Below are 26,809 nucleotides of genomic sequence, written 5' to 3'. Positions count from 1 at the left end.
CAACCACTAAATCACCTCACCTGTATACTCTACAATAATGTTATTATACATTATTAATATAGGCCATGAAGTATAAAATACTCCATAGCCTATATTGTTCTTACCCAATACTATTACGGATATACGTAGTGACCGTCCATGTTTATTAATAAACTTTGAGCATTTTGCATAGCTTCATGACCACTATTACTTCCAAGATACACACCAAGTGCTGCAGCTGATGTTCCAATCAGTCCAATAATAACTGCGGGAGTAAGTATTGTAATTCCACTTGCAATCAGTGTAGCCACTCCAGCACTAACCGTTGATCTTGCACTTGCAACTTGATTAGCATACATTTTGAAGTCTGATACATTTGCTCCTATATATGCATGTTTAAAGATATACGTTTTATCACTTGGAGGATCTAAAAAGAAGTTTGTATAAGAAGACAAATATGTCTTCAAGTAAAACATTTCAGCATCACCGGTTGTTGAGTTAGTATAATAGGTAAGGAATGAATTTCCTCCACTTTCGGTTTCGTAGTTGAGAGATATTTCTGGATCATGTACACCAAGTAAATTCACTTCTGTATTCAGAAATTTATCACTAAGCTTTTCTCCGTTTATATAATAATCCCCAGATGTTTCTATAAGGATCTCCGTTATTTTTATTTCATCCTTATAAATTTCTGTTAAATCTAGAGTTTTATCATTCAAATTGTATTTTATATCTTCTGTAATAGTTTTTAGTGTTCCATTTTCAACAGCATCCACCTTGATAGAAGCTTCAGTTATTTTAGTGCCAATAACCTCGTTATTTTCATCTACGATAGCCTGTTCAAAATAATAGGGAACAATCTTTTCAGTAGATTCAAGCTCATATCCGTAAGCAGAAGTTGCGAAAACAGAGAAAACCGTAAGAGTAAGAAGTAAGCCAACTATTTTTTTGAAATTCTTCAAAATAATCCTCCTTCTGTTCTCAAATTTATGAAAATTACTAATATACTAAAAACATCCTCCTTTTCTAAAATTAGTTTAAATTTTATGAATCATAGTACATGCTACCATATTTGATTCATTATTGGTATAGTTTTCCGTAATTTGATTCCATGTTTCATACTCCCAATTTGAAAGGACATAAGCTTCTCGCGAACATGTTTCCTGTGCTTACTTTAGATAGCTCTGACATCGTGGCCAGTCATTTGTCCGTACTCAGTATTATATTTGCTCAAACCGTCATCATAGTAAAACGTGCGATCTACCTACATTTCGTCAGTCACATATCGAGCACTTGGTTTTCCAGTATATCAATCAGATCCAAGAAGACATGGAGAAGCTCAATGAAGAAGCTAAGAGAATATATACTGAAGAGGGAAAAAAGAAAAGTGAAATTGATACTGCCAAACGTGAACTCGCGAAGATTGCTGAACGACGAGAGAAATGGCAGTACATGTTTGTTGAAGGATTGATAGGAAAACAAGACATCCGTAAAAAAATGGCTGAGGAGGATGAAAACGAGAAGGAAGTTCGTCAACGCATTGCACAAGAACAAAAATCCTTTTCTGGAATACCTCGAATTGAAGAACTTGTTGGATTAGTTGAAGGTTGGCCATATTTCGATGATCGAGAGAAGAAAGAACTTATCTATACAATCTTTAACAAAATTATAGTAAATACAGACTTAAGAAACGTAAAAGGCGTAAAAAACAAGTTTTTTGATGCTTACATCCATGATATTTCGTTCAACTAGAAGATTCTAGATTAATTTACTATCACAATACCCATGATAGAGAACCATCATGTCCAGTATTCATCGCTTGTAGCATATCCAGACATTCCGGCCCACGAACCTCACCCACAATAATCCGGTTGGGGCGCATTCGAAGGGATGATCGGATCAAATCCCGAACGGTAATCTCTCCCCGTCCCTCTGTGTTGGCATTGCGTGTCTCCAGCGATACCAGGTTGGGGACGGTTCTAATCTGCAATTCCGCAGAATCTTCAATGGTAATCACCCGTTCATCAGAAGGGATGAATTGGGACAAGGCATTCAGAAATGTAGTCTTGCCCGAGCCGGTTCCGCCGCTGATAAAAATGTTGTACTTGCTACGTACAAGCTGCCGCAGTAACTCGGCGGCTTCTTCGCTTATGGATTCTCTGGCTACTAGCTGTTCCATCGTCAGCGGCTTCTCGGGGAATTTGCGGATGGTCATCGTCGGTCCCTTCAAGGCGACGGGAGGGAGCACAATATTAACCCGTGACCCATCTCGCAGCCGGGCATCCACAATCGGCGATGATTCGTTCACCACCCGATTGACTCCCGACACCACCGTCTGGATGATATCCTCCAGCCGTTCCCTGGACTCAAAGCAGACCGGTAGCCGGGCAACTTGCCCATCGCGCTCTACGAAGATTTCATTATGGCTATTGATCATAATTTCAGTCACGCTTCGATCATCTACCAGGGGCTGGAGTACATCCAGACCGCGAAATGAATCGTATAACCTACGCACCCATTTGTGCTTCTCGGTGGCGGTTAATCCGCACAAGCGCCTTTCCTCCAGCACATACCGCTCAATATATTCCAGTAATTGCTCATCCTTCATCACAGAGGTAACGTCCAGACCTTGACGCAAGTCCTGGCGCAGAGCTGAAAAATCCGCCTCATCCATCGTTTATCCCTCCTGCATGTTAACTGTGCCCGCTCCGTCCAGAAGTTCTCGCCCCAGCTTTATCACGTCACGTTGATAGACAGGAGAGTGTGGCAGCTCACCTTGACGAGTCGGCTGATGACTCCAGACCGGAATCAAAGGCAACAACCCGTACAGCTTGATTTGAGGGGGCATTTCCACTTGCTTGCTACCCGTATAACGGTTCAGCACAAATTTGAGCTTATTCTGCATGATTGACGGAAAATCAGGACGAGTGCGCTCAAGATGTCCTAACCAAATCCCTGTCTTACGCAAGGCCTCGTGATCATCCACCACCAACCAGACAATCTGGTCTGCCTTCTGAAATACAGCGTCCATCCTGCCGTCAGGATAGGCATCAGTGTCAATGACGACAACATCATACATACCGCTACCGGCAATGTAGTCAATCAGTGACACGGTGTCAGCACATCCCATCTCCAGTAATTCTTCCAAGTTATCTACAGGAGGAAAAGTATCCCCCTGGATTTCGGCATGCCGGTAGGCATAAGCTGATACCGGAGCCTTCAACCCTTCCTGTCGATCGTTAGCCGCCTTGAGGTCATACAACAGTCGAGCCAGTCCGTCCCGCTTACTTTCCGGTCCGGTAAATAAGAGCCCACTGCCCACCGTCTCCAAATTTAAATAGAATACACTTCGCCCTTCTTCGGCCCATTGCCGGGTCAGATTCAAGGAGACTGTTGTTTTCCCACTGCCTCCGGTCGCGGAATAAACCCCGATAACCTGTGTGTAACCCTCTTTGCGCTTCTGTTCGTGCGCTCCCCTGATTAGTTCGACTAAACTCATTAGCAACTGATGAAGCGATTGATATTTATCCAATCGGGGCAAGGGCTGCTGCGAAAGCTCCGGAGTGACCAGCCCACCAAGCAGCACCCAGCGAATATGGGGATGCTTGGCCATCGCCACATCCTGCAAAAATGTTGGCTCAGCTAAAACGCTGTCCACATCATCCCCACATTGGTCCATATAGCGGCTGAAGGATTCTGCCTTGCTAAATGCAGTAACTTTCAGGCTTCGGTCATACTCGCTTGTGTGCACATATTGAAGAAACGGCTCAATATATTCCTCCTCACGCACGACCAATACCAACTTAATCGGATGCATACGTCGTCCTCCTCGCTAGAGGGAACAAAAAAAGCACCGCCCAAAACCCGATTGTGAATCGGATCATGGACGGTGCTACCGTTCCCGTATACCTTAAATTTACAGTAAGAATATCACATTTTTGGAGATTGAACAAGTTTTATTTTCATCCTATTCCTCCGGCAAGAAACGGGCCTTAAGCTCCGCCGTTGGCATCATGCAGACCTCATCTTTGCCAAACCAGCGGTAACGCCGCTTGGCTATAGCTGTGTAAACCACATCACGCCAAGGCTTGGGAACCAGGATAAAAGTATAAAGCAAGGGCCAAGGAAAACGAAGAGCTCTCGCAATACGCAAGGCTGCTGTTGAACGTGTATGATATACTCCCTGTTCAATTAGTATCATCGTCTCAAGTGACTCGCCATCCAGCCCGGCCTCCTTAAGAAGCCTGCGAGCACTTGGAGACTGCAAGGAGGCAAAGTGAAATTTCTGCTTCGAATCCCTCTTAATAATAAATTTGACTGCTCCTTGGCAAAGATGGCAGACGCCATCAAACAATACAATGTACTCCGGTACTGTCGATGTATCCGGCATTGCCCCAGCCCCCTTCGCAGCAATTGATTACTATATGTAACTCCGTCTAGGGAAGACGACTTTTTTGAACTACCTCTATGCTAATGATTTGGCCAACTTCGGTACACAATAAACAAAGCCAAAAATAAAAAACCTAAGAAAAAAGCACGGGGCATCCCCCGCGCTCGCTGTCATCAGTATGAAGGTGTAATTACTGGGCCAAAACTTTGTCGAACCATTGGCCTTCTTCCATCTGACGGTTAATCTCGCCCGAAAACTTTTCCATGCATTGGCAGATAAAATCTTTGCGGCACACGGGACAAGGCGTCTTCTGCAATCTGCTGACAGCCGTTACGCGCCAATCAGGATTACGGTGGTAAAACACGCGACACGCTGTACCATCGGCCATACTAACGATAAATTCATATAACCCGTCACGTTCGTTGCTTCCGGCCTTGGTCACATTTACAACATTCGGTCTGTAGGACATGTTATCACCCGTATTATCAAATTTCATTCCTGAGCTGTCAATGCTCGCTTTTTGTACTTAGACATATTAAATAATTTTTACAGACGTGTCAACTTAAAATGCCGCTAAACCTTCTATTTTGCGTTGTTTTTCCTGTATTTGGATAGGATGTGCAAAAAAATTGACAAACATACCCGAACTCTCATTTAATTAACCGTTTTCATTATAAAGTTGCCCTAGACAAAGAATTTTGTAGGTATACAATACATATCAGGGGTGATTTGAATGGATACGACTGAACAACAAACCGGTTCTCCCAAGAATGGCTGGAACATGGGGAACGGTCAACCCTCCCTCCCGGAAGCGCACCGTTCCATTTCACTGCCAGCAGGCGGCTCCTGGTTCCGCAAGTTTCTTGCTTTTGCCGGTCCCGGCTATATGGTGGCCGTGGGCTATATGGACCCAGGTAACTGGGCAACAGATATTGAAGGTGGCTCCCGCTTCGGTTACACCTTGCTATCCGTTATATTGATTTCCAACTTGATGGCGGTGCTGCTCCAGACTCTGTCAGGCAAGCTTGGCATCGTAACGGGCAAAGATTTGGCTCAGGCCTGTCGTGATCATTATTCAAAGCCTGTCGTTATTGGCCTATGGATTCTTTGCGAGCTAGCCATTGCAGCCACAGACCTCGCCGAGGTCATCGGAGCGGCTATTGCCTTAAACCTATTATTTGGCTTACCAATTATCTACGGGGTCATGATTACCGCCGTGGACGTACTACTTATTTTATTGTTACAGAACAAGGGCTTTCGTACCTTAGAAATCTTTGTCGTCATCTTGATTGCTACCATCGCTCTTTGCTTCGGTATTGACCTGCTCCTGGCAGGGCCGGATATGGGTGAAGTCGCCTTGGGTTATGTACCCAAGCTGCAAATTTTGCAGGACCCGGGCATGCTGTATATCGCCATCGGCATTATAGGCGCCACCGTCATGCCACACAATCTGTATCTTCATTCGTCTATCGTACAGACCCGAATGTTCGATCGCACCTCTGCCGGCAAACGTCAAGCTATCAAATTTGCCACCTGGGACTCGACGATTGCCTTAACCTTTGCGTTGCTGATCAATTCTGCCATTCTGATCGTCGCCGCAGCAACGTTCCACCAGGCCGGAATGACGCAAGTAGCCGATATTTCGGAAGCTTATTATATGCTGACTCCCATCGTCGGTACGACCTTGGCTAGTGTACTGTTCGCTGTAGCTCTACTCGCTTCGGGGCAAAATTCCACATTGACGGGAACGCTCGCAGGGCAGATCGTCATGGAAGGCTTCGTCAACATTCGGCTGGCCCCCTGGCTCCGTCGGTTGATTACTCGATTAATCGCCATCATTCCGGCAGTCATCGTTACCGCTCTCTATGGGGAACGCGGTACACAGGACTTGTTGATCTTCAGCCAGGTGGTGCTGTCACTGCAGTTGCCGTTTGCTGTCATCCCTCTGGTCAGATTCACCTCCAGCAAGGAGAAGATGGGAGAGTTCGCCAACAAGCCTTGGCTGAAGTTACTGGCCTGGACAATAGCAGGCATCATCGTAGTGTTGAATGTGTACTTGCTGGTTCAAACTATTGCCGCCTGAGCGTGCATGCTCTAAGCTCACTATTAACAAACACAACACCCCCGCTGCAAACCTTGGCCGGAAGCCATGTTTTGCCAGCAGGGGTGTTTATTTTCTTTAGGATTTATCAGGCAAGCTGCGGGCCTGAACACCTTCGAAGGTAAGCTGGACCGGACGAATCGTTCCATCTTCCCTGAATTCCATCCTGTCGATGCACACGACACGATGATTGGCCGCCGTCTCCTCCAGTGGCCGCCGATGGTAGACGATATACCACTCGTCGGTGCCGGGAATATGCAGGAAGCCATGATGTCCCGCGCCAGTAGCGACAGCCGGATCTTCGAATAAAATTTTCTCCACGCGTTCGAACGGTCCCAGCGGACTCTCTGAAATAGCATAAGCTACTGAGTAGTGAGGCCCGCCCCAGCCGCCCTCTGACCACATAAAATAGTATTTACCGTCTCGCTTCAGCATGCACGGACCTTCCACGTAGCCGGAAGGAGTAATCTCCTTATAAATCGTCCCGTCCTCGAAAGAATCAAGACTGATCATATCCGGCTTCAGCTTCACCACATTACAATGTCCCCAACCGCCGTAATATAAGTAAGGTGTACCATCATCATCGATAAATATATGCGGGTCGATAGGCTGCGCACCGAAGACAAATTGATCAACGAGTGGATGTCCCAACGGATCGATAAATGGTCCTTCTGGCCGTTCCGCCACCGCCACCCCGATGCCCCCAAGTTCCTCATTGCTCTGAATATCATTAGCTGCGAAGTATAGATAATACTTGCCGTCCTTCTCGATCGGGGAAGGAGCCCAAACAGCTTTATTGGCCCAGGAGACACCGGACAAATCCAGAATTTGCTCCACCTTGGTCCACTCAATTAAATCATCAGAATGGAAAGCATCGAAGAAAATCTGTTTCTCATAAACATCGGAATACGTAGGGTAAATCCAGTATCGGCCGTCAAATATTCTGGCCTCGGGATCAGCATACCAGCCCGTAAACAATGGGTTGCCCGATTTTCTAGTCATGGCTGCACTTCCTTTCTCAACCGCTATAGATTGCAGCGGATACGGCTTCCTTCGACCACACCTGCATAAATCCCGGGCTTCGGTTGTCCCAGGCATAATAGGGAATCAAGGTATACCGCTGACCCGCCGGGTCCACACCATGAATGACGGTCACTCCTCCCAGTATATCATCCTCCCTTGCTTCCAGGGCGAATGACAGCTCAGGGGAAACCTCAAATTGATCATAAACCAAGCCAGGGTTATCTGTTTGCTCCAGACAATATACGATAGGGCCTCGCTGGAAAGCAATCCTTCCTACATTCGCTTCCACCTCCGGCCGTGAACGGATTACCCGGACGGACATTTCCATCTGATAATCCACGGAATCTCCCGCACGCCATAACCGTTCCAGAACGATGTAGCCCTTTTGAACAGTAATGTCCTCTGCGGGTACAGGCACACCGTTCACCGATACGCGATAGCTCCGGCACCATCCCGGAATTCGCAGCAACATCGAGAAGCGCTCCTCCTGATTTGGATGGACAAATAAATGAACACCGCCGTCCCAAGGATAGCCCGTTTGCATTTCCAGTCTAATCGCATTCCCGCTTGGAAGCTCTGCCTCAGCCTGACCGGCCATGAATTGGTTACAGGCAATGCCTCGATCCGTCACTGCATACGCGTACCCGCTGATTGAAGGAAGGAAGCGCGCCAAATTTGTAGGACAGCAAGAGGTATGGAACCACTCGACCCGATGATGATCGCCAGAGGAAGCTAACGGATTGACATAGAAGAAATGGTCCCCTGACATCGAAATTCCGGACAGCACGCCATTATATATAGCCCGCTCCATAACATCAGCATATTTGGCATCCCCATACAGCAAATTCATTCGGTGATTCCAGAATACCAGGGCAATGGCCGCACAGGTCTCGCAATAAGCGCTTTCATTCGGAAGATCATAATCCTCTGTAAAGCCTTCATTATGCCGCGATGGTCCAATCCCGCCCGTCACATACATGTTGCGCTCTACCGTATGCGCCCAAACCTGCTGCAACGCATCTCCATAGGAAGAATCGTCCGCAGCACTCATCACATCAGCCATCGCTGTATATAGATACATGGCTCTGACTGCATGACCGGTCACTCGCTTGATTTCCCGAACGGGCACATCATCCTGGCAATACGCCGGACCCCATTCCTCCTTGTTCCAAATCTCTCCTACACCATGTCCGTGGCCTCGTTCCTCCAAGAGCCATTCCGCCAGCTTCAGATAACGCTCCACTCCGGTCGTTCGGTAGAGCTTAACGAGAGCCAGTTCAATCTCTTGATGGCCCTCCACCCAGTGGCGTTTGCCAGGACCAAACAATTTGTCATAATGATCAGCCAGACGACAGGCCACGTCCAGAAGCTTCCGCTTCCCCGTTGCTTCGTAATATGCAACAGCCGCTTCCAGCAGATGGCCTCCATTATACATCTCATGCTTCTCCATATCGGTCCATTTCTGGTCCCGAGCGCCTAGCGTATAGTAGGTAGTAAGATAACCATCCTCTTCCTGCGCGGCTGCGATCAGATCGATAATGCGATCCATCTCCGCCTCCAGTCGCTCATCGCGCACCGACATTAACGAATAGGCGACCCCTTCGAGTACCTTGAACACATCCGAATCGTCGTAGTACATTCCCAGATGCTCACCGCTCTCCAGACCACCGGCTTTGGCAAAATTGGCAATACGCCCTGTTGACTCACATTGGGCCAGGCAAGTAGGAAGTGTAACGCGATTCAGTGTCTTCAGACGGGGCTCCCAGAATCCGTCCGTTAACCGAACACGGTTAAACGGAACGCCCCTCCAACGCTGGGTGTTTGAGTTAATTAAATTCATTTGGATTTGTCCCTCCCTCTATGTTCAACATTAACCTTTTAATCCGGTTAACGTAATCCCTTCCAGAAAATATTTTTGTCCAATTAAAAACACAACCACACAAGGCAGGACTACCGCAGCGGAAGCCGCCATCAGCAAATCCCATTGGGAGGTGTAGGCTCCCTGGAACATCTGCAAGCCAAGGGCCAGCGTAAACTTCTCGCTCGACTTCAAGTAAATCAGCGGACCGAAGAAGTCATTCCAGGCATTCAGGAAGGTGAACAAGGACACAACGATAACCGCGGAACGGCTGAGCGGCAGAATAATTCTGCTGTATATCTGGAAATACCCTGCCCCATCCACGACAGCCGCTTCATCAAAGTCGCGCGGAATGGTCATGTAAAACTGTCGTAGTAAGAAAATATTGAATATCCCCCCGCCGAAGAATGCAGGTAATATGAGCGGCATGTAGGTATCGTAAAAACCAAGTGAGCGCCAGCCCAAAAAGGTTGGAATCAAGGTAACAGCACCAGGAAGCATCATGGCTGACAGCAATATAGCAAATACCGTATTACGCCCTTTCCACGAGATTCGGGAGAAACCAAACGCTGCTACTGAACTGCTAATTACCGTACCCAGTACGGAGAAGAACACAATGATTAACGTGTTAAGAAAAAAACGGTCAAACGGCAAGATCGTTAGTGCCCGCGTAAAGTTATCCCATTGCACCGGACTTGGAATCCATACCGGCGGCATAACGAAGATTTGCCCCAAATTCATTAACGAGCTCCGCACCATCCAGATAAAAGGAATGAGGAACATGACAGAAATAGCAATTAGCGCAATATAAGCCAAGGTTTGCTTGAGTACGGCAGGTCTCATCAACGTCCCTCCCCTTCATAATGCACCCAGGATTTGGCCGTACGGAATACGAACAGGGTGAATATCGAGATGATGGCGAACATAATCCAGGCCAGTGCCGAAGCATAACCCATTTCCGTATCTCGGAACGCCGTACGCCACAGATAGAAAATATAGAACAAGCTGGCGTTATTGGGGCCGCCTCCCGTAAGAATATAAGCTTCGTTGAACACTTGGAACGCACCGATAATGGCCATCACTGTATTAAAGAAAATCGTTGGACTTACCAGCGGAATCGTAATATGGCGCAGCTTGTGCCACCAACCACCTCCATCAACATCGATGGCTTCATAATATTGTTGGGGAATACCGCTCAAGCCAGCCAGGAAGATAACAACTGTCCCGCCAATCCCCCACATCGTTGTCAAAACGACGGATGGAATGACCGTGTTCTCGGCATACAACCAGGAACTGGTCGGCAAATTCAAACTGCTCAATAGCTGGTTAATCAGGCCTAAATCCGGATTCAGCAACCACATCCAAATCATCGCCGTAGCTACCGCCGGTACAATGCTCGGCAGATATACGATAGTCCTGAACATGGCCCTCCCTTTGACATTCATGTTCAGCAGCAAGGCAATAGCAAGGGATACCAGAATGGTCGCCGGTACCTTGAGAACTACGAAATAAAACGTGACCTGCAAAGATTTCACAAACAGCTCATCCTGACCTGACATCAGCCGAGCGTAGTGCTCAAATCCAACCCATCCAGTAGCTTCTTTAAACACACTGTAATCAGTCAAGCTCAGAAAGAGGCTGACAATCATCGGCCCCGCCGTAAAGATAAGAAACCCCAGCGTGGCTGGTAGTGTGAACAGTAATCCCCAGAATAGAGCCTTCCGCTCTTTCGTGCGAACAAGCTGGCCTTGCGCCGGAGCCGTTTGCATGCGAATTTCAGTAGCCATGGTGGCCTCCTTATGAATGGAACGGCCGCTCGCTTAAGCCAGGACGCGGTGTATAACTACTATCACCACCCGGAGCAATCGGCCGTTCGCTGAAATTAAAAGGTTATTGAATATCCCGGCGTCCCTGCACTTGTGCTTGCGCTTTGTCAGCGATGGAGTCCATCGCTTGCTGAGCGGTTTGCTCGCCAAGCCATAATTTATCCAGGGCAGGAGTTACTACGTCCATAATTTTGTTGAAATTCTTGATATAGCCGGTTGGTGATTGACGGCTGTAATTCAACATCATATCAATCGCTGCATCCTTATAGCCCGGTGTACGTGCCTTGGAATCAGCCGTCCATTTATCAATCAGTTCCGGCTGCTGATACCAATCCTTCAGAGCTGGCATCCACAGGCCTTGATGGTTCAGTTCTAACGAACCCTCCGGATCGGTCAATGCCTTCACAAGCTCCCATGATTCCTCGGGGTGCTTCGTTGATTTGAAAATGGCGAAGATACCACACACCACCGTCGTGATCGGAGCTTTCATCACTGGCAACGGAGCGACATCGTAATTTACTCCCGTCTTGCTAAGGTCAAAGTTAGCCCACTGACCATCGATGACCATTGCCACCTTCTTCGTCTGCAAAGCTACGTTGGTGCTAGGTACATTTTTGGCTTGCACCGGCGAAGGCGCCACATGGTGTACATTAATCAAATCCGCTACCTTTTGGAGAGCTTCAACGGCTTCCGGTTGATTCAAGCCAAAGGTCTGACCATCCTCGGATACAAAATCGCCGCCATTGCTGAATATAAAGTTGGACCAGGTTCCCCACCAGCCATTCGCCCCACTAACCCCAAATTGCTTGATTTTCTTCGGGTTAAATTCGCTTTGGGTCGCATTATTGCCATTCTCATCCAAGGTGAGCAGCTTGGCGGCCTCTACAAATTCATCCCAGGTCCAGGTCTCCATGGCCTTTGACGATGGCGGTTCTACCCCCGCTTCCTTGAAGAGGTCCACATTATAATAGAGCAGAAAAGTCTCAGGACCAGGACCAATACCAACCATGTTGCCTGGCTCTGCATAATAAGAAATGTTTGGAACAAGGTCCTCTGCACCGAAGTTAGCATCTGATTCCAACAAAGGCTCCAGGTTCAGAAATTTACCCTCCTCGGCAAGAGGGAAGGCAATCGTTGCTGATTCAACCATGGCTACATCCGGTTCCTCATTCCCGGCCACCATCGTTGTCAACTTGGTATCATAGTCGGTTGGAATACTCTCCAATTTGACTTTGACATTCGGATGCGAAGATTCGAAGCGGTCAATGACTTTCTGATAAGTATCTATTTCACCTGGAGTACCCCAAAGTGTCAGCCTTAGTGTAATGGTCTCCTTGGAGCCGCCATCTGTGGACGGGGAATCACCTGTGCCTGTATTTGCGCTTCCTCCCCCATTGGAGCAGGCGGACAGTACGGTAGTCGTCAACAATAACATCATTAACAGAACCGATATCATTCTTCTCGTCAGTCTCACTCGGCATAACCCCTCTCGTTCGCGCTTGAATAGATAACTCATAGCTGCAGTCTATGATGCCTTTACTATAACAACAAGAATGCGCTTCCAAAATCCATCAATGATTTGATTTGGTGGACTATTCTTCGTTGTTTGCAGGTAGACGTATCGTGACTCTTGTCCCTTCCCCCGGTATTGAAGTGATGAACACCCCATAAGGAGCCCCGTAACGCAATCTGATTCGCGACAACATGGTCTGAATGCCTACAGAAGTGATATCCCCTCGCTCGATATGTTCCAGAAGCTCCGGCGTTATGCCACGACCATTGTCCACAATCTGAAAGATTCGAACTCCTTCCTCCAGTCGACCAATGATCGCAATTGAACCACCCTCCTCAAGCTCCTCAAAGCCATGAAGAAGTGCATTCTCCACAAAGGGCTGGAACAATAGCTTAGGCACCTTATAACCATACAACTCAGGAGCAATATCATAAGCAACGCGAAATTTCCCTTCAAAGCGGACGGACATTATATAGAAATAATTTTTCATCCATTCCATTTCCTCGGATAACTCCACGGCATCCCAGTTCTTGCGGGTAGTATATTGCAGCATGCTGGACAAGCACACAAGCATACGGCTTAACTCTCGCTGCCGGTTCTCAATAGCCACCCAATTCATGACATTCAGCGTATTATAGAGAAAATGCGGGTTCATCTGTAGATTGAGCGCCTGAATTTCCGCCTGCTGCTCCTTCAGCTTGATTTCATAATTCTCGGTCACCAGCTTCTGAATGCGCTGGTTCATATTATTGAATTTACGGATCAAAATACCGAATTCATCGTTTCCCGCAGGCTCGATTTGCATATGGAAATCTCCTTCGCCCACGAAGCGCATCGCTACCAGCAACTTCTTGACTGGCACCGTAATTCGTGCGACGACAAGGAATGCCAGTCCGGCAGCAACGATACCTAGCAAGATAGCCAACGTTAGCGTAGATAGCAGAATGGGCGGCACGATATCCTTAACCAGCGCCGACTCCGGAATGACAACAATTGACAACCAGCCCGTAATGGATGAACGGTCAAAGCAAATGAGCATATTTTGGCCGTCCAGACTCATTCGCTCTGTCCCGCTCCCCCTGCCAAATAGCTGAGTTGCCCAGTCCTCGGTGAAACGTGCTGTCATCTGATACTCCTCCGAGCCTGCAACAATCACTCCCTCCGGACTCAGCACCATGTAACGCGAATCCTCCGGTATGCTACTCTCGAAGAGTGAGCGGAACAAGTTAGCCTTCAGGCTAATCGCCAGTACCGGTCGCTCCACCCCGGGATCAAGATTCTTCATGGAGCTAATGTCCAGATGTGAGAAGTTAAGCAGGCGTGCCGCACTGAACAGGTACTGGTAATCATAATTGTCGGCAATCGATAGCCAGGGCTGATCGAACATGTCCATAAAGTTATAGGTCGGGTACCACACCATCTTCCCTCCGGCTTCCCTGGCTTTGCGATAAACATCCGAGAGGGTTGGATCGCCCTGCGGCATGTTCCGCTGGGGACCGAAGGTATAGTAAGTCGTCCAAATCTGGTAGGTGTACAAATCCTCATTCTGGGCAAAATGACGGCCCAACACCTGAGAGATTTTACGGTCAGCCATCAATAATTCACCCTGATTGTCCGAATTCAGGTTATTAAATATATCGAACAGCTCCTTGTCCGCGAACAAGGTGGTACTGTCGTTCTCTATTTGCTTCAGCTTTCCATCAAGGACTTCATTATTCTTCTTCACAATTTCATACACATTCTCCTGGGCCTGCTTGGTTACAACCTGCAAGCTCGTTCTGTAGAACAAGAGACCCAGAATAACAAGGGGAAGCGAGATTAATATCAGGTAACTGGTTAGTAACCGGGTTCGCAGCTTCATCGGCCAAGATTCCCCAACGATTTATGCCGGTAGGCCTCCGGCGACACCCCCACATAACGCTTGAAGATACGGCCAAAATATTTGGTATCCCTGTACCCGCTACGCTCGGCAATATCATAAATTTTGAGTGTGCATTCCGGATCGGACAACAGTTCCTTGGCCCGGTTGATACGCGTCTCCGTAAGCATCTCCGAGAAGGTCCGGCCCGTATAGTTTTTGAACAAGGTACTGAAATAAGAGGGATTGAAATAAAATTGCTCCGCCAAATTTTCCAGTGTCAATTCCTCCATAAAACGACTTTGAATGAGCCTGATTGTGGCCTCAGCCGCATATTCGCCCCTCCCCCTCTTCTTATCCTGTAATTCTCGGCGGACCTCCAGTAACCTTGCCTCCAGTGCAGATAGAAGAGCAAACATCGTCTCGCAGGCGGGAAGCTCCTTCGCCGAAGTCTCGGCAAGGCGCAGGGCCGTTTTGCGATCCAGCAATTCTCCGCAACGGCTTTTCAGCATCATTAGAGTGAATGCAGCTCCGTCCTTCAATGTATCTGGATTTGTCCATCCTCCATTCGCAAGCTCTTCAAAGGCCGTACGGCACAATTGCAAAGCTGCCTTTGCTTCTTGTGTACAAAGGACGGCAAACAGTTGCTCATGATCAAGATTTAGACGGGCTCCTGTCATTTCAGGCTCTTCCCAAGCGAAGACGACCCCTTTCCAGCTATCATGGAAATTTAATGTCAAAGCTGCCATGGCAGTTTGGAAGGAATGTGGACCCTCTTCCAGCAAACGCTTACATCTAACTCCTGCAGCATGACTTAATCGCCCCCCGGCATACTCCGGAGCGTAACACATACGTTCCAGCGCCTGTCTGACTTGGGTAATGTCTGAACATATCCCAGGGTCCTTCATACCGCCTGCAATGAGAGTAACGGCAAGGACACGATCCGATTCCTCCTCCAGCGTCCAGCTTCGGGCTGCTCCCACGCAAGACCAAATCTCGCGTAGCTCATGGCATAACCTTGCTCCCGACTTCCCTGCTGAACGTCCATCACCGGCACAGAACTCCGTCACCACGGCAAAACCCGAATGGCCTAGCAGTTCAACAATTTCGGGACCTTGCAACGACTCTGACGGCACAATTCCCTTAAGCCAAGACCCTAGAATCCCCTCTGCCTTCGAGTCAGTCTTGCCCTTATCCTCCATCAGTTGTTGTTCAATTCTTGACAGAACCTCTTCCACCTTATCCGTGTCCACCGGCTTTAGCAGATAATCATAAGCGCCATATCGCAGAGCCGTTTGCGCGTATTCAAACAAATTATAAGCAGATAAGAAAATGACCTTAGGCTGCAAGGCGAACGCTGACAGCTTCTCCAGAAAGGTGAGCCCATCCATATGCGGCATGCGAATATCCGTCAATACTACATCCGGCTGCAACAGGGGCACCATATCCAAAGCCTCCGCTCCATTCTTCGCCATCACCACTTCATACTCAGGCCGGATGGCCTGTAACAAATGGAACATTCCCCGGCGGTGCCTGGCTTCATCATCCACGATCAAGATCTTCATCGTATCCCTCCCACGCTGCCTCTTCAACATTTATTATAGTGAAAAAAGCGGCTTCTCCCATAGCAACAATCCTTGGATTTGGTGGACTTTTTTTAGAGTATGCTAACGCTCCTCCTTTTTTGAACATACAAAAAAAGCCCCCCGGATTCTCCGAGAAGCTTCTTCTACAATTTGATGCGGTCGAGAGGACTCGAACCTCCACGGGTATACACCCACTACCCCCTCAAGATAGCGTGTCTGCCATTCCACCACGACCGCGTTTGGATAAAGCCTTACTTAAAATGAAACGAACATTTGTTATTATATCTTCGTTGCCGCTAAAAGTAAAGCTGTAATTATGGTTTCCGGTCAGCCTTCTCTTGACGCCAACGTGTAAACTCAATATATTCTCGTACCAAAGCCCGTTCCGATTCGGTCAGAGAATGCATAAAGGTATCCCAATCCTCTTCTCCTGTTACATAATCAACCTTGTCTTCCCGGATATATTCAGCCTGCTTCTCTTGCCCAGTCATAAGCCAATCCAGGCTAGTATCAAAAAAAGCAGCGATTTCAATCAATTTATTGGTACTGGGCGTCGACTTGCCTCGCTTCCAATCCCCCAAATTGCCTGTGCTGATGCCGAGTTCCAGACAAAATGCTTTCTTGGTCATACCCGCATGCTCAATTAGCAGTTCAATACGTTCGTAGATTGACAAATTTGATCCAACCTTCCTTTGTTACGTTATTACGTAAATAAGTAATTTATAGTTGTTTAATGACGTAAATGCGTATATAATATGAAAATGAAACTTCGCCTCTATCTTAGCACAGCGTCGGCAAGACTTAACAGGTTCGGAGAACCACCCTTAATTCATTTATAGGAGCGAACTCGCCGTGAACCCATCCCCTCCATGGAAAGAAGCCTTTCACGCCCTTAATCAAAGTATCGCCATTCTTACTGCCGACGGAACGGTCGTATACATTAACCGTACCTGGGCCAACCGGGCTAGACTGTTCGGGCTGGCTCCCCTCTGGGACCGCCCAGGGAACAATTTGCTGGACTACCTGCGAAGTCACAAGCATCGGCTTAAGTACGAAGCCGCACAAGAACTGTTAGAGCATGTCCCCCTGGTTCTGGATGGAGCCATCCCGATCTATGCCGCCGAACTTTACATGGCGGTACCGCAAGGGGATCACTGGTTTCTGGCCGAAGTCACTCCGTATGGTGAAGAAGGGCAGTCTCCCCAAGGCCTCGTAGTCACTTGCACCGACATTACCCGATTGAAGGAACAAATTCGCAAGATGGAACACGACTTGTCCCATATCCGGACTTTACGTGGTCTACTTCCGATCTGTGCCGTCTGCAAGAAGATCAAGGATGAACAGGATCTCTGGAGTACCATTGAAGCTTATTTGATTAAACACACCCACGCAGAGTTCACACACGATATCTGTCCCGACTGTATCAGGACGCTCTACCCCAAATACGCAGCATTCCTTGATCTGCCGCCAGAGGGAGAGCAATAGAAGCTGTCTGTAGTTAGATTAGTTAGCTTGCTCAGCACGTCGGGACCGCTTGGTCCATTGCTGCCCTACCGTCGCCCCAACTACACCGCCAAGAACAAGACCTAGTCCTCCCGAGTGAAGCATGCTGGCCAACACAGCTACCAGCGCACCGCTCACCGCAGCCAGCATCGACGCTCTTGTACGATCTCCCCCTGCCAGCAACGCAATGAACAAGGCGGGCAATGCAAATGAGAGAATGGTAGCCAGTTCAGCATTAACAAAGCTACCCAAACCGATACCTATAGACGTACCAGCTACCCAGGAGCCATAGATCAGCAAGGCAAATGAAATATAATAAGCAGGTGTCAATGGATTACCTTGAGCCGCTCTGCTAGAAGTAACGGCAAAGCCTTCATCCGTAAGTCCTATCGCAGCCAACCACTTCTGTGGCTCCCTCCATGACGTCAAATAGGGCCCCATCGTGGCTCCATACAGAACATGACGCAGATTGAGCAGCAACAATGTGGTAACAATCGTGACCGGAGCAGATGCCGAAGTAAGCATACCCAGCAACATGAATTGGGCTCCCCCTGAGAAGATCCACACCGACCCAAGCATCGCTAATCCCCCGTGCAATCCTCCTGCGGAGGCCAACACCCCATAGGTCATGGATAGTGGAAAATAAGCAATCACAATCGGCAGCGCATCCCGCATCGCCTGTGCGACATCCTCCTTACGCTGTATATGATTCATCTTCTTGTCCCCCTTACCCCCATATGTACATCACCGCAGCATAAAATAACACACCGGCAGCTACGGTCAGCAGAAGACGGCGTGACCACCAGGCTACAATCCATGTCGGGATGGCTGCAAATAACATAGTATTTTGAGCAAGCGGAATGAAGTGACCCTCCTTCAGCAATAACAGTGGCCCAATCAGCGCACCAAGCACCGCCGGGGATACATAAGACAACCACTCTTTGGTTGACGGAGACCATTTCACCCGGCTTCCCAAGGTTAATGATCCTGCCCGAAACAAGTAAGTACCCGCTCCAATCAAAATGATAATCCAAAACTCGGTTCCCACGTCCTATCCCCCTTTATTCTCTATCGGATACATATCATTGGTTATACAGAAAGAACCTTGCTTGGACGCAAGGTTCTTTCTGTATCGATGCGGTCGAGAGGACTCGAACCTCCACGGGCGTACGCCCACTACCCCCTCAAGATAGCGTGTCTGCCATTCCACCACGACCGCATATTCAATTAAAATATTGGTGACCCGTAGGGGATTCGAACCCCTGTTACCTCCGTGAAAGGGAGGTGTCTTAACCCCTTGACCAACGGGCCATATCTATAGGTGCCTTAAGCGGCGACAAAATTGAGTATAGCAAAAACTATAGTACCTTGCAACCCTATTTTTACTCTGGATTCTTCGCTACCTTATCTATTAGGAAAGGCGCCGCCATTCCCTATAACGGGTGCTACGGCGCCCTGCTCTGTTAGTTAGTACATCCGAATATTATCAAAACTAACCTTATTGTTATATCCAGCCCGCACACCTAATGAACCGTTATGATAAGTATAATCCGTTCTGTCGATGAGTGGATTATTGTTGACATACACCTGCATACGTGGACCGGTGACTACGATTTTCAATGAATACCACTCCCCCGGGTTAATGGAGAAGGAGGCTCCGCCTAGATTCGTATAATTGTTATTAAATTTGCCCAACCAGACAGAACCATCCGCTTTGATGCCTGCTCCGTATCCTTTGAAGCTATCTGTGCCCACCGCCAGTTGAGTTGTATTCCAGATCAAGCTGCCTTCTCCGCTATCATGGAGACGAATGTCACCCTCAATCGTGTAATTCAAACCTGTCGTCCGTTGGTTGAACACTGATTTGGCAAAGGCCGTTGGAGAATCGACCGTATATATCCCATCCTGCAATGACCAGGTCCCACCATAACGTATCCAGCCAGGGTCAGAGTTGCTATCGAACGAATTTGAATACGTGTGAGGAGTTACCACGATATTATCGAACCGGACAGTGTTGCCAAAGCCTCCGCGTACGCCTACCGTTCCTCTGTTATACGAGGTGTCGGTGTGGTCCAGCTTCAACACGCCATCTACATATACCTGAATTCTGCCGAAATTTTTGACCACCTTCAAGTGATACTTGGACCCTGACGATATAGGGACGGATGCCTTGGATAATTCCGTATAGTTATTGTTGAATTTGCCTAACCATACCGTGCCGTTCGTATCAATCCCGGCGCCGTATCCCTTAAAGTGGTCGGTGCCGTTAGCCGGACCAGTTACATCAAAGATCAAGCTGGCCTGACCAGCATCATTTAGCGTAACATCTGCTTCCGCCGAGTAGTTAACCAGAGAGATATAAGGATTAATGACCGATTTTGCCGCATTCGCCGAAGTTACCTGATAAGCTCCACTGGAGACGGTCCAGGTCCCTTCGTATTTCGTCCAGCCCACGTCATTCCCGTCAGAGAAATCATCCGAGAAGCGAGTTGGCAACGTAAGGAACTTGATTTTGACGTTGTGTCCGCCCTCAGATCGCAACGCAGAGGTCATGGCCGCGAGTTCATGATCTCCCGTTTGATAGAGACTGGCCCAGTAATAGTCCGGGAAGCCCCCCGGCCATAACACCTCGTCATTGGTATACCAGGTCGCGCCATAATCGTTGCTGAAGGATAATTTGCTATTATTACTCGTAACGGCCAGCCGTCCATCACTTAGCGAAAGAATGTATGGCGCACCATTTTGGTTGGGGATTGGATTCCCCAGGCCGCTGGACCAGGTTGCACCATCCTCGGATACTTTATAGTAGATATTGCAACCTGCCGTTCCGCAAACCTCATAGGTCAAAATATATTTTCCGTTATTCATCTTGGTCCATACCGGCATCCCTGGTCTTGAAGCGGAATTGCCCGGGTCCCAGGCCGCAAAAATCTCATTCCCCCACATAGCTCCACTATCCGCAGATATTTTCAAGGAGATAACTTGACTATAGGCTGGCGTGCTTGCCGCATACTTCTCACTGGCATAATACACAGCCACCCGTCCGTCATCGAGGAAGCCCAGATGCGGCTCATACACTCCTCGGCCACCAAGCGTCCCAGGTGCACCAACATTGCTATCAATATTGCTGAGATAGGTCCAGGTCACACCCCCATCGGTGCTTCTGTATACAGGCAAATAGAAGGATTCTCCCCAGCGCACGGAACGGGCCGCCAGAAGGATATCCCCTGTAGGCAACTGAAGCATTTGACCGTTATCCAGATCACTTCCCGGGTCGTCGATTGTACTGAGCACCGTCCAGGTGCGGGCGTTATCCGTGCTTCTTGCCACCTGGAGCCTTGTTCCACCGTTAGTATCGCGGGTATACCCATTATTATTGTAAATTGTATACACTGAGAGCCAATGACCATTCGACAACTGAAGCAACCGACCATACTCTGAACCGAAGGTACCCGGATTTATTCCTCTTGCATCTGTCCCCGCATCCGTGAAGACGGGGATATTATTTACAGTCACCTCACTCTGAACCGTCGCCGGACCTCCTTCGGCCAACACCTGGGGTACCATTAAAAGCATGATTAGTAGCGCAATCCCTGCACACATTACTCTTCTCAACATCTCATCTCCTCCCTGAATTGATCTTATGGTAAGCAAACAAGAAATATGATTTAATCCATAATTATTGTAGTCTTATGCAATCTTTCCCACTTAAATTGGAATAAAAGCAAAAAAAGAGCATCTTCTTATTAAAGAAGATGCTCTTTCTATCAACGGAGAGAGAGGGATTCGAACCCTCGCACCGCTTACGCAGTCTAACCCCTTAGCAGAGGGTCCCCTTATAGCCACTTGGGTATCTCTCCAAGAAAATGGCTCCCCGAACAGGACTCGAACCTGTGACAACTCGATTAACAGTCGAGTGCTCTACCAACTGAGCTATCAGGGAACGTTTACAAATGAAGCAAGAACATCACCTAATTTATCACGCTTCCGCGTCAAAGTCAAGATCCTGGGAGGTTCAGGATGCCGCCAGCAGCCAAAATAAAGAACCATCGTCTCCATGATAGGAAGCGTGGTTCTTGTATTTTTGCGTATGGATTAGTTCTCGCTTCGTCTTCGTCTTTCGTGTTCTCAGATCGGCTGTAGCAAAGGGGCTACGGCTAAGCTCAGGACTTCGTTTTCCCTCCCGCACCAGCTTCTGGCGCAGCTTCTTGGCTTTGGATCGAGCCATGCTTATCACTCCTTCAATGATATAAATATGCCTTCATTATACCATATCAGGAGTTATCAAGTGTTACCAGTCGTAATCGCCCGGCACATTGCCCGCAGCGGTAACGGCTGGGGTCCACGCGCCTCTTGCGTAAATACTCCATCCCACAGTCCGCACAAATCAGCTTGTACCGATGAGGCAAGACCTTGCGCTCCTTCCCATCAGGCAAGGAATGGCAATATCTGCTACCTCCCACTTGCTGCAACAATGCTTTGAAGTCAGCATCGCGATGGCGATATCCCCGCCCTGACAGATGCAGGTGGTAATGACATAGCTCATGCTTGATAATGCGCTCGACCTCGTCCTGACCGTAGACGGCAAGCTGAGACGGATTGATCTCAATGTGATGACTCTTCATAAAATAACGGCCTCCGGTCGTACGTAGCCGGGAATTAAAGCTGGCTTGATGGCGGAAGGGTACTCCGAAGGAATGCAGCGAAATCTGTTCAACCCAGGCTTGTAATTGTTCATTCGTCATGGACTCTCTCCTCCCCGCTGTCTCTCTCTACTACTTGAATTTTAACTTCTTCTTACGCTACACTGTCAAGTAGGATGGTTAGAAAAGGAGAATGGAAAGCATGTCCACAATGAGGTATGTCATTTTGCAGCAAGGAGAGCAGTTGGAATTTGTCGAGATGCCCGCGGACTATGCCTACCAGCTTAGTGCATTGAATCTGCGTCTTAACAAGGAAATTGCCAAGCTGACAGCGAGTCAGGTTCCGGCTTTGCCACGCGCGGTAGCCGAATGCGACCGTCTGGACCTGCTCCAGGAATCGCTTCAAATCAAGAGCGGCCTGGCTTACATCAATGAATTGGAAGCCTCCTTTGCTGCAATTCAAGAAGAGAATTACCCGCTAGTCTCACTCCTGACCGAGATTCGGGCGCTTCAGGCTCAATTGGAGCAATGGTATGAAGAGGAATACGCGTAAGTTCCAAGAATGATGAATCATTCGGCATCCGGCCTGCGATTATCCCCTGGTAATGAGGGGGATGCGCGCAGGCCGGATTTTTTTATTCCGATCCATGCAGGACTTGCACGTTCTGGGGAAATGCCCCATACCCTATCCATACGAGGAATCACCAAGGAGGAGATACGCTTGCCAAATTGGCTCAGTCATCAAATCATGCGTGCCTTTCATAAGAGAGACCGCCGTCAAATTCGTTTGCTTAATGACTGTTGGTTTTTTTATTACAATCGGCAATATTCCCAGGATAAGAACGTGCAATAAATCCATAGAAGCAGATCTCGATCAGCCCCTCCATGTGAGGGGATATCTCTCTAAATTAAAATAATTGAAGGAAACTTTGAAAATATCACGAATTAGTTCTCCTGTGGGAGAAAGGAGGCGTGATGATGCACAATCTTGAATTGATTCGGAGTTTTCCTTATTTTGAGCATCTGGATATGGCTGATTTGATTAAAATTGCACCATTATTTATTACACGGGAGTATGATAAGGGAACTGCAATCTATCGGGAAGGCGAAGAAGGGGACGAGCTATATCTGATTCAATCCGGACTTGTTCACGTATACCGGAATGATGAGAACCGGGAGATTATATTGTCCGTACTTTGCGAAGGAGATTTCTTTGGAGAAATGGCCCTTCTGGAAAGCATCAAACATAGGACCTCCTCTGCCCGAACCATCGAAAGATCGGTGTTGTATGTATTGAAACGGCTAGACTTTATGAATCTGCTCAGCCATAACCCCCTCATATCGATGAAAATTCTGGAGACTACGTTATTACGGCTTCGCAAGGCCAACGAAATCATCATGGATTTGACCCTGCTGGATGCCCGCGCACGCATTGTCAAAACCTTGCTGCGACTGACTGAGCAACACGGGACCAAACAGCCAGGTGGCGTTCTAATCGCCTTTAAGTTGACCCATCAGCAGTTGGCTGACATGTCCGGTACCGCTCGGGAGACGGTGACCAAGGTCATGCTGGAGCTACAATTCAGCGAGCTGATTCAAGTTGAGAAGAAGATGGTGCTAATCCGGGAACCCCTGCTGCTAAGACAAGCTGCCGGATTATAGCTCAATACCAAGAAGGCCGAGCCTGCCTTGAACTTCTCCCGGCAAGCTCGGCCTCGCAGTATTGCTGGCTATCCACCCTTTAATCTGGACGCCGCATGGTCAAACCAACTCTCCCCTTCTTAATATCCACATTCAGCACCCATACAGTCACATTATCTCCTACGGACACAACGTCCATCGGATGCTTAACGTAACCGTTGCTAAGCTGTGAAATATGAACCAGGCCATCGTTCTTGATACCGATATCTACAAAGGCGCCAAAATCGATGACATTGCGTACGGTACCATGCAATTCCATCCCTGGTGTCAAATCCTCAATCTTTAACACGTCGGTGCGGAAGATCGGCAACGGCAGCTCTTCCCGTGGGTCGCGACCCGGACGCTGCAAGCTCTCCAGAATGTCACGCAAGGTAGGTACCCCAACCTCCAGTTTGGTAGCCAGTTCACTTACATCAAGCGCCGTCAACTTCTCGTTTAATTCCTTGGTCCCTAACTGACTTAACGCAACACCCAATTCAGCGAACAAACGGTTGACTACACCATAGGATTCCGGGTGAATCGGTGTTCGGTCCAGCGGATTCTCCCCTTCAGCTATGCGCAAGAAGCCCACACACTGTTCGAACGTTTTGGCCCCCAGGCGCGGTACCTTCTGCAATTGCTTCCGGCTGAGAAACCGGCCGTTCTCTTCCCGAAATTTCACGATATTCTTAGCCGTGGTTGCATTCACCCCAGATACGTAACCGAGCAATGCCGGAGAAGCGGTATTAACGTCGACACCCACATGGTTCACTGCGGATTCCACCACATGGGTCAAGCTTCCGTCCAGTTGCTTCTGTGACACATCATGCTGGTATTGGCCTACGCCAATCGCTTTAGGTTCAATCTTGACCAGTTCAGCCAGAGGGTCCTGAAGCCGCCGGGCAATGGACACAGCACTACGCTCGGCCACATCCAGATTCGGGAACTCCTCCTGAGCTAGCTTGGAAGCCGAATACACGCTCGCTCCCGCCTCGTTGACGATCAGATAAGCCAGTTCTCCTCCCCGGTTCTTTCGCTCCGCGATGATCTCAGCCACAAATTGCTCTGTCTCACGCGAGGCCGTACCGTTGCCGATCACCACCAGTTCCACGCTGTACTTATCAATTAACTCATGAAATTTAGCCGTAGCCTCACGTTTCTTATTATTCGGCGGTGTAGGATAAGTAACGGCTACCTCAAGGAGTTTACCAGTATCATCAACTACAGCCAGCTTACAGCCTGTCCGGTAAGCCGGATCAACACCCAGCACGTTCTTGCCCCGGACTGGAGCCTGTAACAGCAGGCTGCGCAGGTTGCCGGCAAATATGGTAATCGCCTGAGCTTCTGCCTTCTCTGTCAATTCACCGCGCACCTCGCGTTCAATCGAAGGAGCTATGAGTCGTTTGTAGGCATCTTCGGCTACGTTCTGCAATACGGCTTGTGTGGCGGACTGTCCGCGAATAACTCGTCCCTGAATGTATCGGTAGATTGCATCGGCCTCCACCTCCAGCCCCACCTTCAATACATTTTCACGCTCGCCACGATTCATGGCCAGAATACGGTGGGAAGGCATCTTCTTGGCTGCCTCCTGGTAGTTATAGTACATCTCGTATACCGATTCTTCTTCCGGTGTCTTCGCCTCGGAGACCATCATGCCGTGATCCATTGTATATTGGCGGACCCAGGTACGAATGGCAGCTTCATCAGCGATTCGCTCAGCCACAATATCCATCGCTCCTTGAAGCGCCTCTTCAGGTGTCTCCACCCCATCCTTCACACCAGCAGATACGGTATACTTCGCTGATTCGTTCAACGGGTCTCCCTGCTTGGGCTGTGACAAGAGCCATTCGGCCAACGGCTCCAGTCCCTTCTCCTTAGCCACGCTCGCCCGCGTCTTCCGCTTCTGCCGATACGGACGATAAAGGTCTTCTACTTCTTGCAGTTTGACCGCACGGTTAATTGCTGCCGCCAAATCTTCCGTCAGCTTACCTTGCTCCTCAATGATACGCAGAACCTCTTGCTTCCGTTCTTCCAAATTTCTTAGATACTGGGTCCGCTCTTCAATATCACGTAGTTGATTCTCGTCCAGTTCACCGGTCATTTCCTTACGGTACCGGGCAATAAACGGGATGGTATTACCTTCATCCAGCAATCCCACCGTCGTCCGCACCTGCTTGAGCGCTAAGCCTAACTCCTTGGCAATCTGAGCAATCAGCCGTTCCTGTCCGCCCTCATTGGCCTGATTGGCCTTACTCTTCTCTGTTACTCCGCTCGTCTCCGAATTTGTCAATGCAATCCCTCTTTCATTCAGAAGTTCCCATGCCTTTTATTATCACAAACTTTAGCGCGATTTGCCAGTATTGCCCCGGCCCCTAGCTAAAAAAGGAACAAGCACCGCGCCTCAGGCGACGATGCTTGTTCCTTGTTCACACCAATGCTTACTTCTAGAAGTTGCTATACATTTCAGTCGATGAATAGGCCACCGCAAAAATAACGACAAGTAATATAATCATTCCGTATAGCACGGTTCCGATGATGCCGCAGACAAGCCCCGCGATGCTAAGGCCTTTGCCTTGTTCATTCGTCCGTTTGATTTCCTTAAGCGAAAGTGACGATAACACGATGGCGACGATACCCATAATAAAGCCGATATAAGGAACGACAACCGCCAGAATACCAAGCACCAGCGAAGCAATCGACTTCCCGTTCGTTCTAGCCGGAGCAGGCGGCATTGACGGTGGGTATTGATCAAAGCTTGAGTAAGAATAAGGTGTGTCCGATGGACGTTGATCCATAAAAAAGGTCCTCCCCAACAATGCAATACTTACAGCATTTTTTCTATTTTCCTA

At 48.5% G+C, this 26,809-nt stretch carries 26 protein-coding genes, 5 tRNA genes and 2 pseudogenes; 7 read left to right on the top strand and 26 right to left on the bottom strand.

What is annotated here, in order from left to right; all coding sequences use genetic code 11:
- Nucleotides 1-113 precede the first annotated feature (113 nt).
- Entirely contained in the window at nucleotides 114-941 is an 828-nt protein-coding gene (locus BN3279_RS12640; protein ID WP_059051330.1) for a hypothetical protein, read from the bottom strand.
- Nucleotides 942-1,200: 259 nt separating this feature from the next.
- On the opposite strand from BN3279_RS12640, the pseudogene BN3279_RS24480 reads away from it, so the two are divergent.
- Nucleotides 1,201-1,281: pseudogene (locus BN3279_RS24480) on the top strand (hypothetical protein); the annotation flags it as partial.
- A 27-nt stretch (nucleotides 1,282-1,308) separates the two neighbouring features.
- On the top strand, nucleotides 1,309-1,731 hold the full coding sequence (locus BN3279_RS12635; protein WP_059051329.1) for a hypothetical protein: 423 nt from the start codon (nucleotides 1,309-1,311) through the stop codon (nucleotides 1,729-1,731).
- Between the two features lie 34 nt (nucleotides 1,732-1,765).
- Here the strand turns inward: BN3279_RS12635 and BN3279_RS12630 are convergent.
- The 4 genes and pseudogenes from BN3279_RS12630 to BN3279_RS12615 all read right to left on the bottom strand — a co-directional run.
- Nucleotides 1,766-2,653 (bottom strand): annotated as a pseudogene (locus tag BN3279_RS12630) (CpaF family protein); the annotation flags it as partial.
- A 3-nt stretch (nucleotides 2,654-2,656) separates the two neighbouring features.
- Nucleotides 2,657-3,796, bottom strand: coding sequence for a P-loop NTPase family protein (locus BN3279_RS12625; protein ID WP_059051327.1), 1,140 nt, complete (start codon nucleotides 3,794-3,796; stop codon nucleotides 2,657-2,659).
- A gap of 150 nt (nucleotides 3,797-3,946) precedes the next feature.
- Nucleotides 3,947-4,369, bottom strand: a complete 423-nt coding sequence (locus BN3279_RS12620; protein ID WP_059051325.1) for a thiol-disulfide oxidoreductase DCC family protein — start codon at nucleotides 4,367-4,369, stop codon at nucleotides 3,947-3,949.
- Between the two features lie 190 nt (nucleotides 4,370-4,559).
- Nucleotides 4,560-4,838, bottom strand: coding sequence for a hypothetical protein (locus BN3279_RS12615; RefSeq protein WP_059051322.1), 279 nt, complete (start codon nucleotides 4,836-4,838; stop codon nucleotides 4,560-4,562).
- Nucleotides 4,839-5,150: 312 nt separating this feature from the next.
- On the opposite strand from BN3279_RS12615, the gene BN3279_RS12610 reads away from it, so the two are divergent.
- On the top strand, nucleotides 5,151-6,452 hold the full coding sequence (locus BN3279_RS12610; protein WP_059051823.1) for an Nramp family divalent metal transporter: 1,302 nt from the start codon (nucleotides 5,151-5,153) through the stop codon (nucleotides 6,450-6,452).
- A gap of 96 nt (nucleotides 6,453-6,548) precedes the next feature.
- Here the strand turns inward: BN3279_RS12610 and BN3279_RS12605 are convergent, their stop codons facing one another.
- From BN3279_RS12605 to BN3279_RS12565, 10 genes are all read right to left on the bottom strand, one after another.
- Nucleotides 6,549-7,472 carry a glycoside hydrolase family 43 protein gene (locus BN3279_RS12605; RefSeq protein ID WP_082673057.1) on the bottom strand — a complete coding sequence of 308 codons (924 nt, stop codon included), beginning with the start codon at nucleotides 7,470-7,472 and terminating at the stop codon, nucleotides 6,549-6,551.
- A gap of 16 nt (nucleotides 7,473-7,488) precedes the next feature.
- Entirely contained in the window at nucleotides 7,489-9,333 is a 1,845-nt protein-coding gene (locus tag BN3279_RS12600) for a glycoside hydrolase family 127 protein (RefSeq protein WP_059051320.1), read from the bottom strand.
- Nucleotides 9,334-9,363: 30 nt separating this feature from the next.
- Nucleotides 9,364-10,194, bottom strand: a complete 831-nt coding sequence (locus BN3279_RS12595) for a carbohydrate ABC transporter permease (RefSeq protein ID WP_059051318.1) — start codon at nucleotides 10,192-10,194, stop codon at nucleotides 9,364-9,366.
- Nucleotides 10,194-11,120: a carbohydrate ABC transporter permease gene (locus BN3279_RS12590; protein ID WP_059051821.1), complete on the bottom strand. Its 927-nt coding sequence runs from the start codon at nucleotides 11,118-11,120 to the stop codon at nucleotides 10,194-10,196. Before BN3279_RS12590 ends, BN3279_RS12595 begins: the two co-directional genes overlap by 1 nt.
- A gap of 121 nt (nucleotides 11,121-11,241) precedes the next feature.
- Nucleotides 11,242-12,615: an ABC transporter substrate-binding protein gene (locus BN3279_RS12585; RefSeq protein WP_232436836.1), complete on the bottom strand. Its 1,374-nt coding sequence runs from the start codon at nucleotides 12,613-12,615 to the stop codon at nucleotides 11,242-11,244.
- 154 nt (nucleotides 12,616-12,769) lie between these two features.
- Complete coding sequence (locus BN3279_RS12580) at nucleotides 12,770-14,551, bottom strand: sensor histidine kinase (protein ID WP_059051315.1); 1,782 nt, start codon at nucleotides 14,549-14,551, stop codon at nucleotides 12,770-12,772.
- Nucleotides 14,548-16,113: a response regulator transcription factor gene (locus BN3279_RS12575; protein WP_059051313.1), complete on the bottom strand. Its 1,566-nt coding sequence runs from the start codon at nucleotides 16,111-16,113 to the stop codon at nucleotides 14,548-14,550. The genes BN3279_RS12580 and BN3279_RS12575 overlap by 4 nt, the downstream gene beginning before the upstream one ends.
- The gene (locus BN3279_RS24000) at nucleotides 16,091-16,240 is read right to left on the bottom strand and encodes a hypothetical protein (RefSeq protein WP_187377788.1); all 150 of its coding nucleotides are present in this window, start codon (nucleotides 16,238-16,240) and stop codon (nucleotides 16,091-16,093) included. Before BN3279_RS24000 ends, BN3279_RS12575 begins: the two co-directional genes overlap by 23 nt.
- Nucleotides 16,241-16,288: 48 nt before the next feature.
- A tRNA-Leu gene (locus tag BN3279_RS12570) sits at nucleotides 16,289-16,371 on the bottom strand.
- 77 nt (nucleotides 16,372-16,448) lie between these two features.
- Nucleotides 16,449-16,763 carry a helix-turn-helix domain-containing protein gene (locus BN3279_RS12565; protein WP_059051820.1) on the bottom strand — a complete coding sequence of 105 codons (315 nt, stop codon included), beginning with the start codon at nucleotides 16,761-16,763 and terminating at the stop codon, nucleotides 16,449-16,451.
- Between the two features lie 223 nt (nucleotides 16,764-16,986).
- Here BN3279_RS12565 and BN3279_RS12560 point away from each other — a divergent pair, with 223 nt between their 5' ends.
- Nucleotides 16,987-17,619 carry a PAS domain-containing protein gene (locus BN3279_RS12560; protein ID WP_059051311.1) on the top strand — a complete coding sequence of 211 codons (633 nt, stop codon included), beginning with the start codon at nucleotides 16,987-16,989 and terminating at the stop codon, nucleotides 17,617-17,619.
- 18 nt (nucleotides 17,620-17,637) lie between these two features.
- Here BN3279_RS12560 and BN3279_RS12555 read toward each other — a convergent pair whose 3' ends face one another.
- The 9 genes from BN3279_RS12555 to BN3279_RS12515 all read right to left on the bottom strand — a co-directional run bounded on the left by BN3279_RS12555 (nucleotide 17,638) and on the right by BN3279_RS12515 (nucleotide 22,382).
- Nucleotides 17,638-18,351 carry an AzlC family ABC transporter permease gene (locus BN3279_RS12555; protein ID WP_059051309.1) on the bottom strand — a complete coding sequence of 238 codons (714 nt, stop codon included), beginning with the start codon at nucleotides 18,349-18,351 and terminating at the stop codon, nucleotides 17,638-17,640.
- Nucleotides 18,352-18,364: 13 nt separating this feature from the next.
- The gene (locus BN3279_RS12550) at nucleotides 18,365-18,685 is read right to left on the bottom strand and encodes an AzlD domain-containing protein (protein WP_059051308.1); all 321 of its coding nucleotides are present in this window, start codon (nucleotides 18,683-18,685) and stop codon (nucleotides 18,365-18,367) included.
- 88 nt (nucleotides 18,686-18,773) lie between these two features.
- Nucleotides 18,774-18,856 (bottom strand) — tRNA-Leu (locus BN3279_RS12545).
- A 17-nt stretch (nucleotides 18,857-18,873) separates the two neighbouring features.
- Nucleotides 18,874-18,948: transfer RNA gene (locus tag BN3279_RS12540), tRNA-Glu, on the bottom strand.
- 156 nt (nucleotides 18,949-19,104) lie between these two features.
- Nucleotides 19,105-21,255 carry a 3-keto-alpha-glucoside-1,2-lyase-like domain-containing protein gene (locus BN3279_RS12535; RefSeq protein WP_082673054.1) on the bottom strand — a complete coding sequence of 717 codons (2,151 nt, stop codon included), beginning with the start codon at nucleotides 21,253-21,255 and terminating at the stop codon, nucleotides 19,105-19,107.
- A gap of 153 nt (nucleotides 21,256-21,408) precedes the next feature.
- A tRNA-Ser gene (locus BN3279_RS12530) sits at nucleotides 21,409-21,497 on the bottom strand.
- A gap of 7 nt (nucleotides 21,498-21,504) precedes the next feature.
- Nucleotides 21,505-21,580: transfer RNA gene (locus BN3279_RS12525), tRNA-Asn, on the bottom strand.
- 72 nt (nucleotides 21,581-21,652) lie between these two features.
- On the bottom strand, nucleotides 21,653-21,865 hold the full coding sequence (locus BN3279_RS12520) for a hypothetical protein (RefSeq protein ID WP_059051306.1): 213 nt from the start codon (nucleotides 21,863-21,865) through the stop codon (nucleotides 21,653-21,655).
- Between the two features lie 46 nt (nucleotides 21,866-21,911).
- Nucleotides 21,912-22,382, bottom strand: a complete 471-nt coding sequence (locus BN3279_RS12515) for a SprT family protein (RefSeq protein ID WP_059051304.1) — start codon at nucleotides 22,380-22,382, stop codon at nucleotides 21,912-21,914.
- 100 nt (nucleotides 22,383-22,482) lie between these two features.
- On the opposite strand from BN3279_RS12515, the gene BN3279_RS12510 reads away from it, so the two are divergent.
- The 3 genes from BN3279_RS12510 to BN3279_RS12500 all read left to right on the top strand — a co-directional run bounded on the left by BN3279_RS12510 (nucleotide 22,483) and on the right by BN3279_RS12500 (nucleotide 23,942).
- Nucleotides 22,483-22,833 carry a hypothetical protein gene (locus BN3279_RS12510; protein WP_059051302.1) on the top strand — a complete coding sequence of 117 codons (351 nt, stop codon included), beginning with the start codon at nucleotides 22,483-22,485 and terminating at the stop codon, nucleotides 22,831-22,833.
- A gap of 168 nt (nucleotides 22,834-23,001) precedes the next feature.
- Nucleotides 23,002-23,133 (top strand): cortex morphogenetic protein CmpA, encoded by a 132-nt coding sequence (gene cmpA, locus BN3279_RS23575; RefSeq protein ID WP_089153476.1) that lies wholly within the window; start codon nucleotides 23,002-23,004, stop codon nucleotides 23,131-23,133.
- Between the two features lie 125 nt (nucleotides 23,134-23,258).
- On the top strand, nucleotides 23,259-23,942 hold the full coding sequence (locus BN3279_RS12500; protein WP_059051298.1) for a Crp/Fnr family transcriptional regulator: 684 nt from the start codon (nucleotides 23,259-23,261) through the stop codon (nucleotides 23,940-23,942).
- A gap of 79 nt (nucleotides 23,943-24,021) precedes the next feature.
- On the opposite strand, the gene BN3279_RS12495 is transcribed toward BN3279_RS12500, so the two are convergent.
- Complete coding sequence (locus BN3279_RS12495) at nucleotides 24,022-26,250, bottom strand: Tex family protein (RefSeq protein WP_059051296.1); 2,229 nt, start codon at nucleotides 26,248-26,250, stop codon at nucleotides 24,022-24,024.
- 154 nt (nucleotides 26,251-26,404) lie between these two features.
- Nucleotides 26,405-26,755: a DUF4190 domain-containing protein gene (locus BN3279_RS12490; protein ID WP_059051295.1), complete on the bottom strand. Its 351-nt coding sequence runs from the start codon at nucleotides 26,753-26,755 to the stop codon at nucleotides 26,405-26,407.
- Nucleotides 26,756-26,809: the final 54 nt, after the last annotated feature.

The organism is Paenibacillus senegalimassiliensis, from assembly GCF_001486585.1.
Classification (GTDB): domain Bacteria; phylum Bacillota; class Bacilli; order Paenibacillales; family Paenibacillaceae; genus Fontibacillus; species Fontibacillus senegalimassiliensis.
The sequence above is the reverse complement of the archived record's forward strand: the minus strand, read 5'-3'. Positions and strand labels throughout refer to the sequence as shown.

Coding starts and splice junctions, on each gene's coding strand:
- BN3279_RS12535 (WP_082673054.1), bottom strand. CDS start 21,255: ATGTTGAGAAGAGTAATGTGTGCAGGGATTGCGCTACTAATCATGCTT.
- BN3279_RS12500 (WP_059051298.1), top strand. CDS start 23,259: ATGCACAATCTTGAATTGATTCGGAGTTTTCCTTATTTTGAGCATCTG.
- BN3279_RS12490 (WP_059051295.1), bottom strand. CDS start 26,755: ATGGATCAACGTCCATCGGACACACCTTATTCTTACTCAAGCTTTGAT.
- BN3279_RS12585 (WP_232436836.1), bottom strand. CDS start 12,615: ATGATGTTATTGTTGACGACTACCGTACTGTCCGCCTGCTCCAATGGG.
- BN3279_RS12595 (WP_059051318.1), bottom strand. CDS start 10,194: ATGAGACCTGCCGTACTCAAGCAAACCTTGGCTTATATTGCGCTAATT.
- BN3279_RS12600 (WP_059051320.1), bottom strand. CDS start 9,333: ATGAATTTAATTAACTCAAACACCCAGCGTTGGAGGGGCGTTCCGTTT.
- BN3279_RS12625 (WP_059051327.1), bottom strand. CDS start 3,796: ATGCATCCGATTAAGTTGGTATTGGTCGTGCGTGAGGAGGAATATATT.
- BN3279_RS12615 (WP_059051322.1), bottom strand. CDS start 4,838: ATGTCCTACAGACCGAATGTTGTAAATGTGACCAAGGCCGGAAGCAAC.
- BN3279_RS24000 (WP_187377788.1), bottom strand. CDS start 16,240: ATGTTCAAAAAAGGAGGAGCGTTAGCATACTCTAAAAAAAGTCCACCA.
- BN3279_RS12575 (WP_059051313.1), bottom strand. CDS start 16,113: ATGAAGATCTTGATCGTGGATGATGAAGCCAGGCACCGCCGGGGAATG.
- BN3279_RS12590 (WP_059051821.1), bottom strand. CDS start 11,120: ATGCAAACGGCTCCGGCGCAAGGCCAGCTTGTTCGCACGAAAGAGCGG.
- BN3279_RS12635 (WP_059051329.1), top strand. CDS start 1,309: ATGGAGAAGCTCAATGAAGAAGCTAAGAGAATATATACTGAAGAGGGA.
- BN3279_RS12510 (WP_059051302.1), top strand. CDS start 22,483: ATGTCCACAATGAGGTATGTCATTTTGCAGCAAGGAGAGCAGTTGGAA.
- BN3279_RS12580 (WP_059051315.1), bottom strand. CDS start 14,551: ATGAAGCTGCGAACCCGGTTACTAACCAGTTACCTGATATTAATCTCG.
- BN3279_RS12620 (WP_059051325.1), bottom strand. CDS start 4,369: ATGCCGGATACATCGACAGTACCGGAGTACATTGTATTGTTTGATGGC.
- BN3279_RS12555 (WP_059051309.1), bottom strand. CDS start 18,351: ATGAATCATATACAGCGTAAGGAGGATGTCGCACAGGCGATGCGGGAT.
- BN3279_RS12520 (WP_059051306.1), bottom strand. CDS start 21,865: ATGGCTCGATCCAAAGCCAAGAAGCTGCGCCAGAAGCTGGTGCGGGAG.
- BN3279_RS12610 (WP_059051823.1), top strand. CDS start 5,151: ATGGGGAACGGTCAACCCTCCCTCCCGGAAGCGCACCGTTCCATTTCA.
- BN3279_RS12565 (WP_059051820.1), bottom strand. CDS start 16,763: ATGACCAAGAAAGCATTTTGTCTGGAACTCGGCATCAGCACAGGCAAT.
- BN3279_RS12515 (WP_059051304.1), bottom strand. CDS start 22,382: ATGACGAATGAACAATTACAAGCCTGGGTTGAACAGATTTCGCTGCAT.
- BN3279_RS12605 (WP_082673057.1), bottom strand. CDS start 7,472: ATGACTAGAAAATCGGGCAACCCATTGTTTACGGGCTGGTATGCTGAT.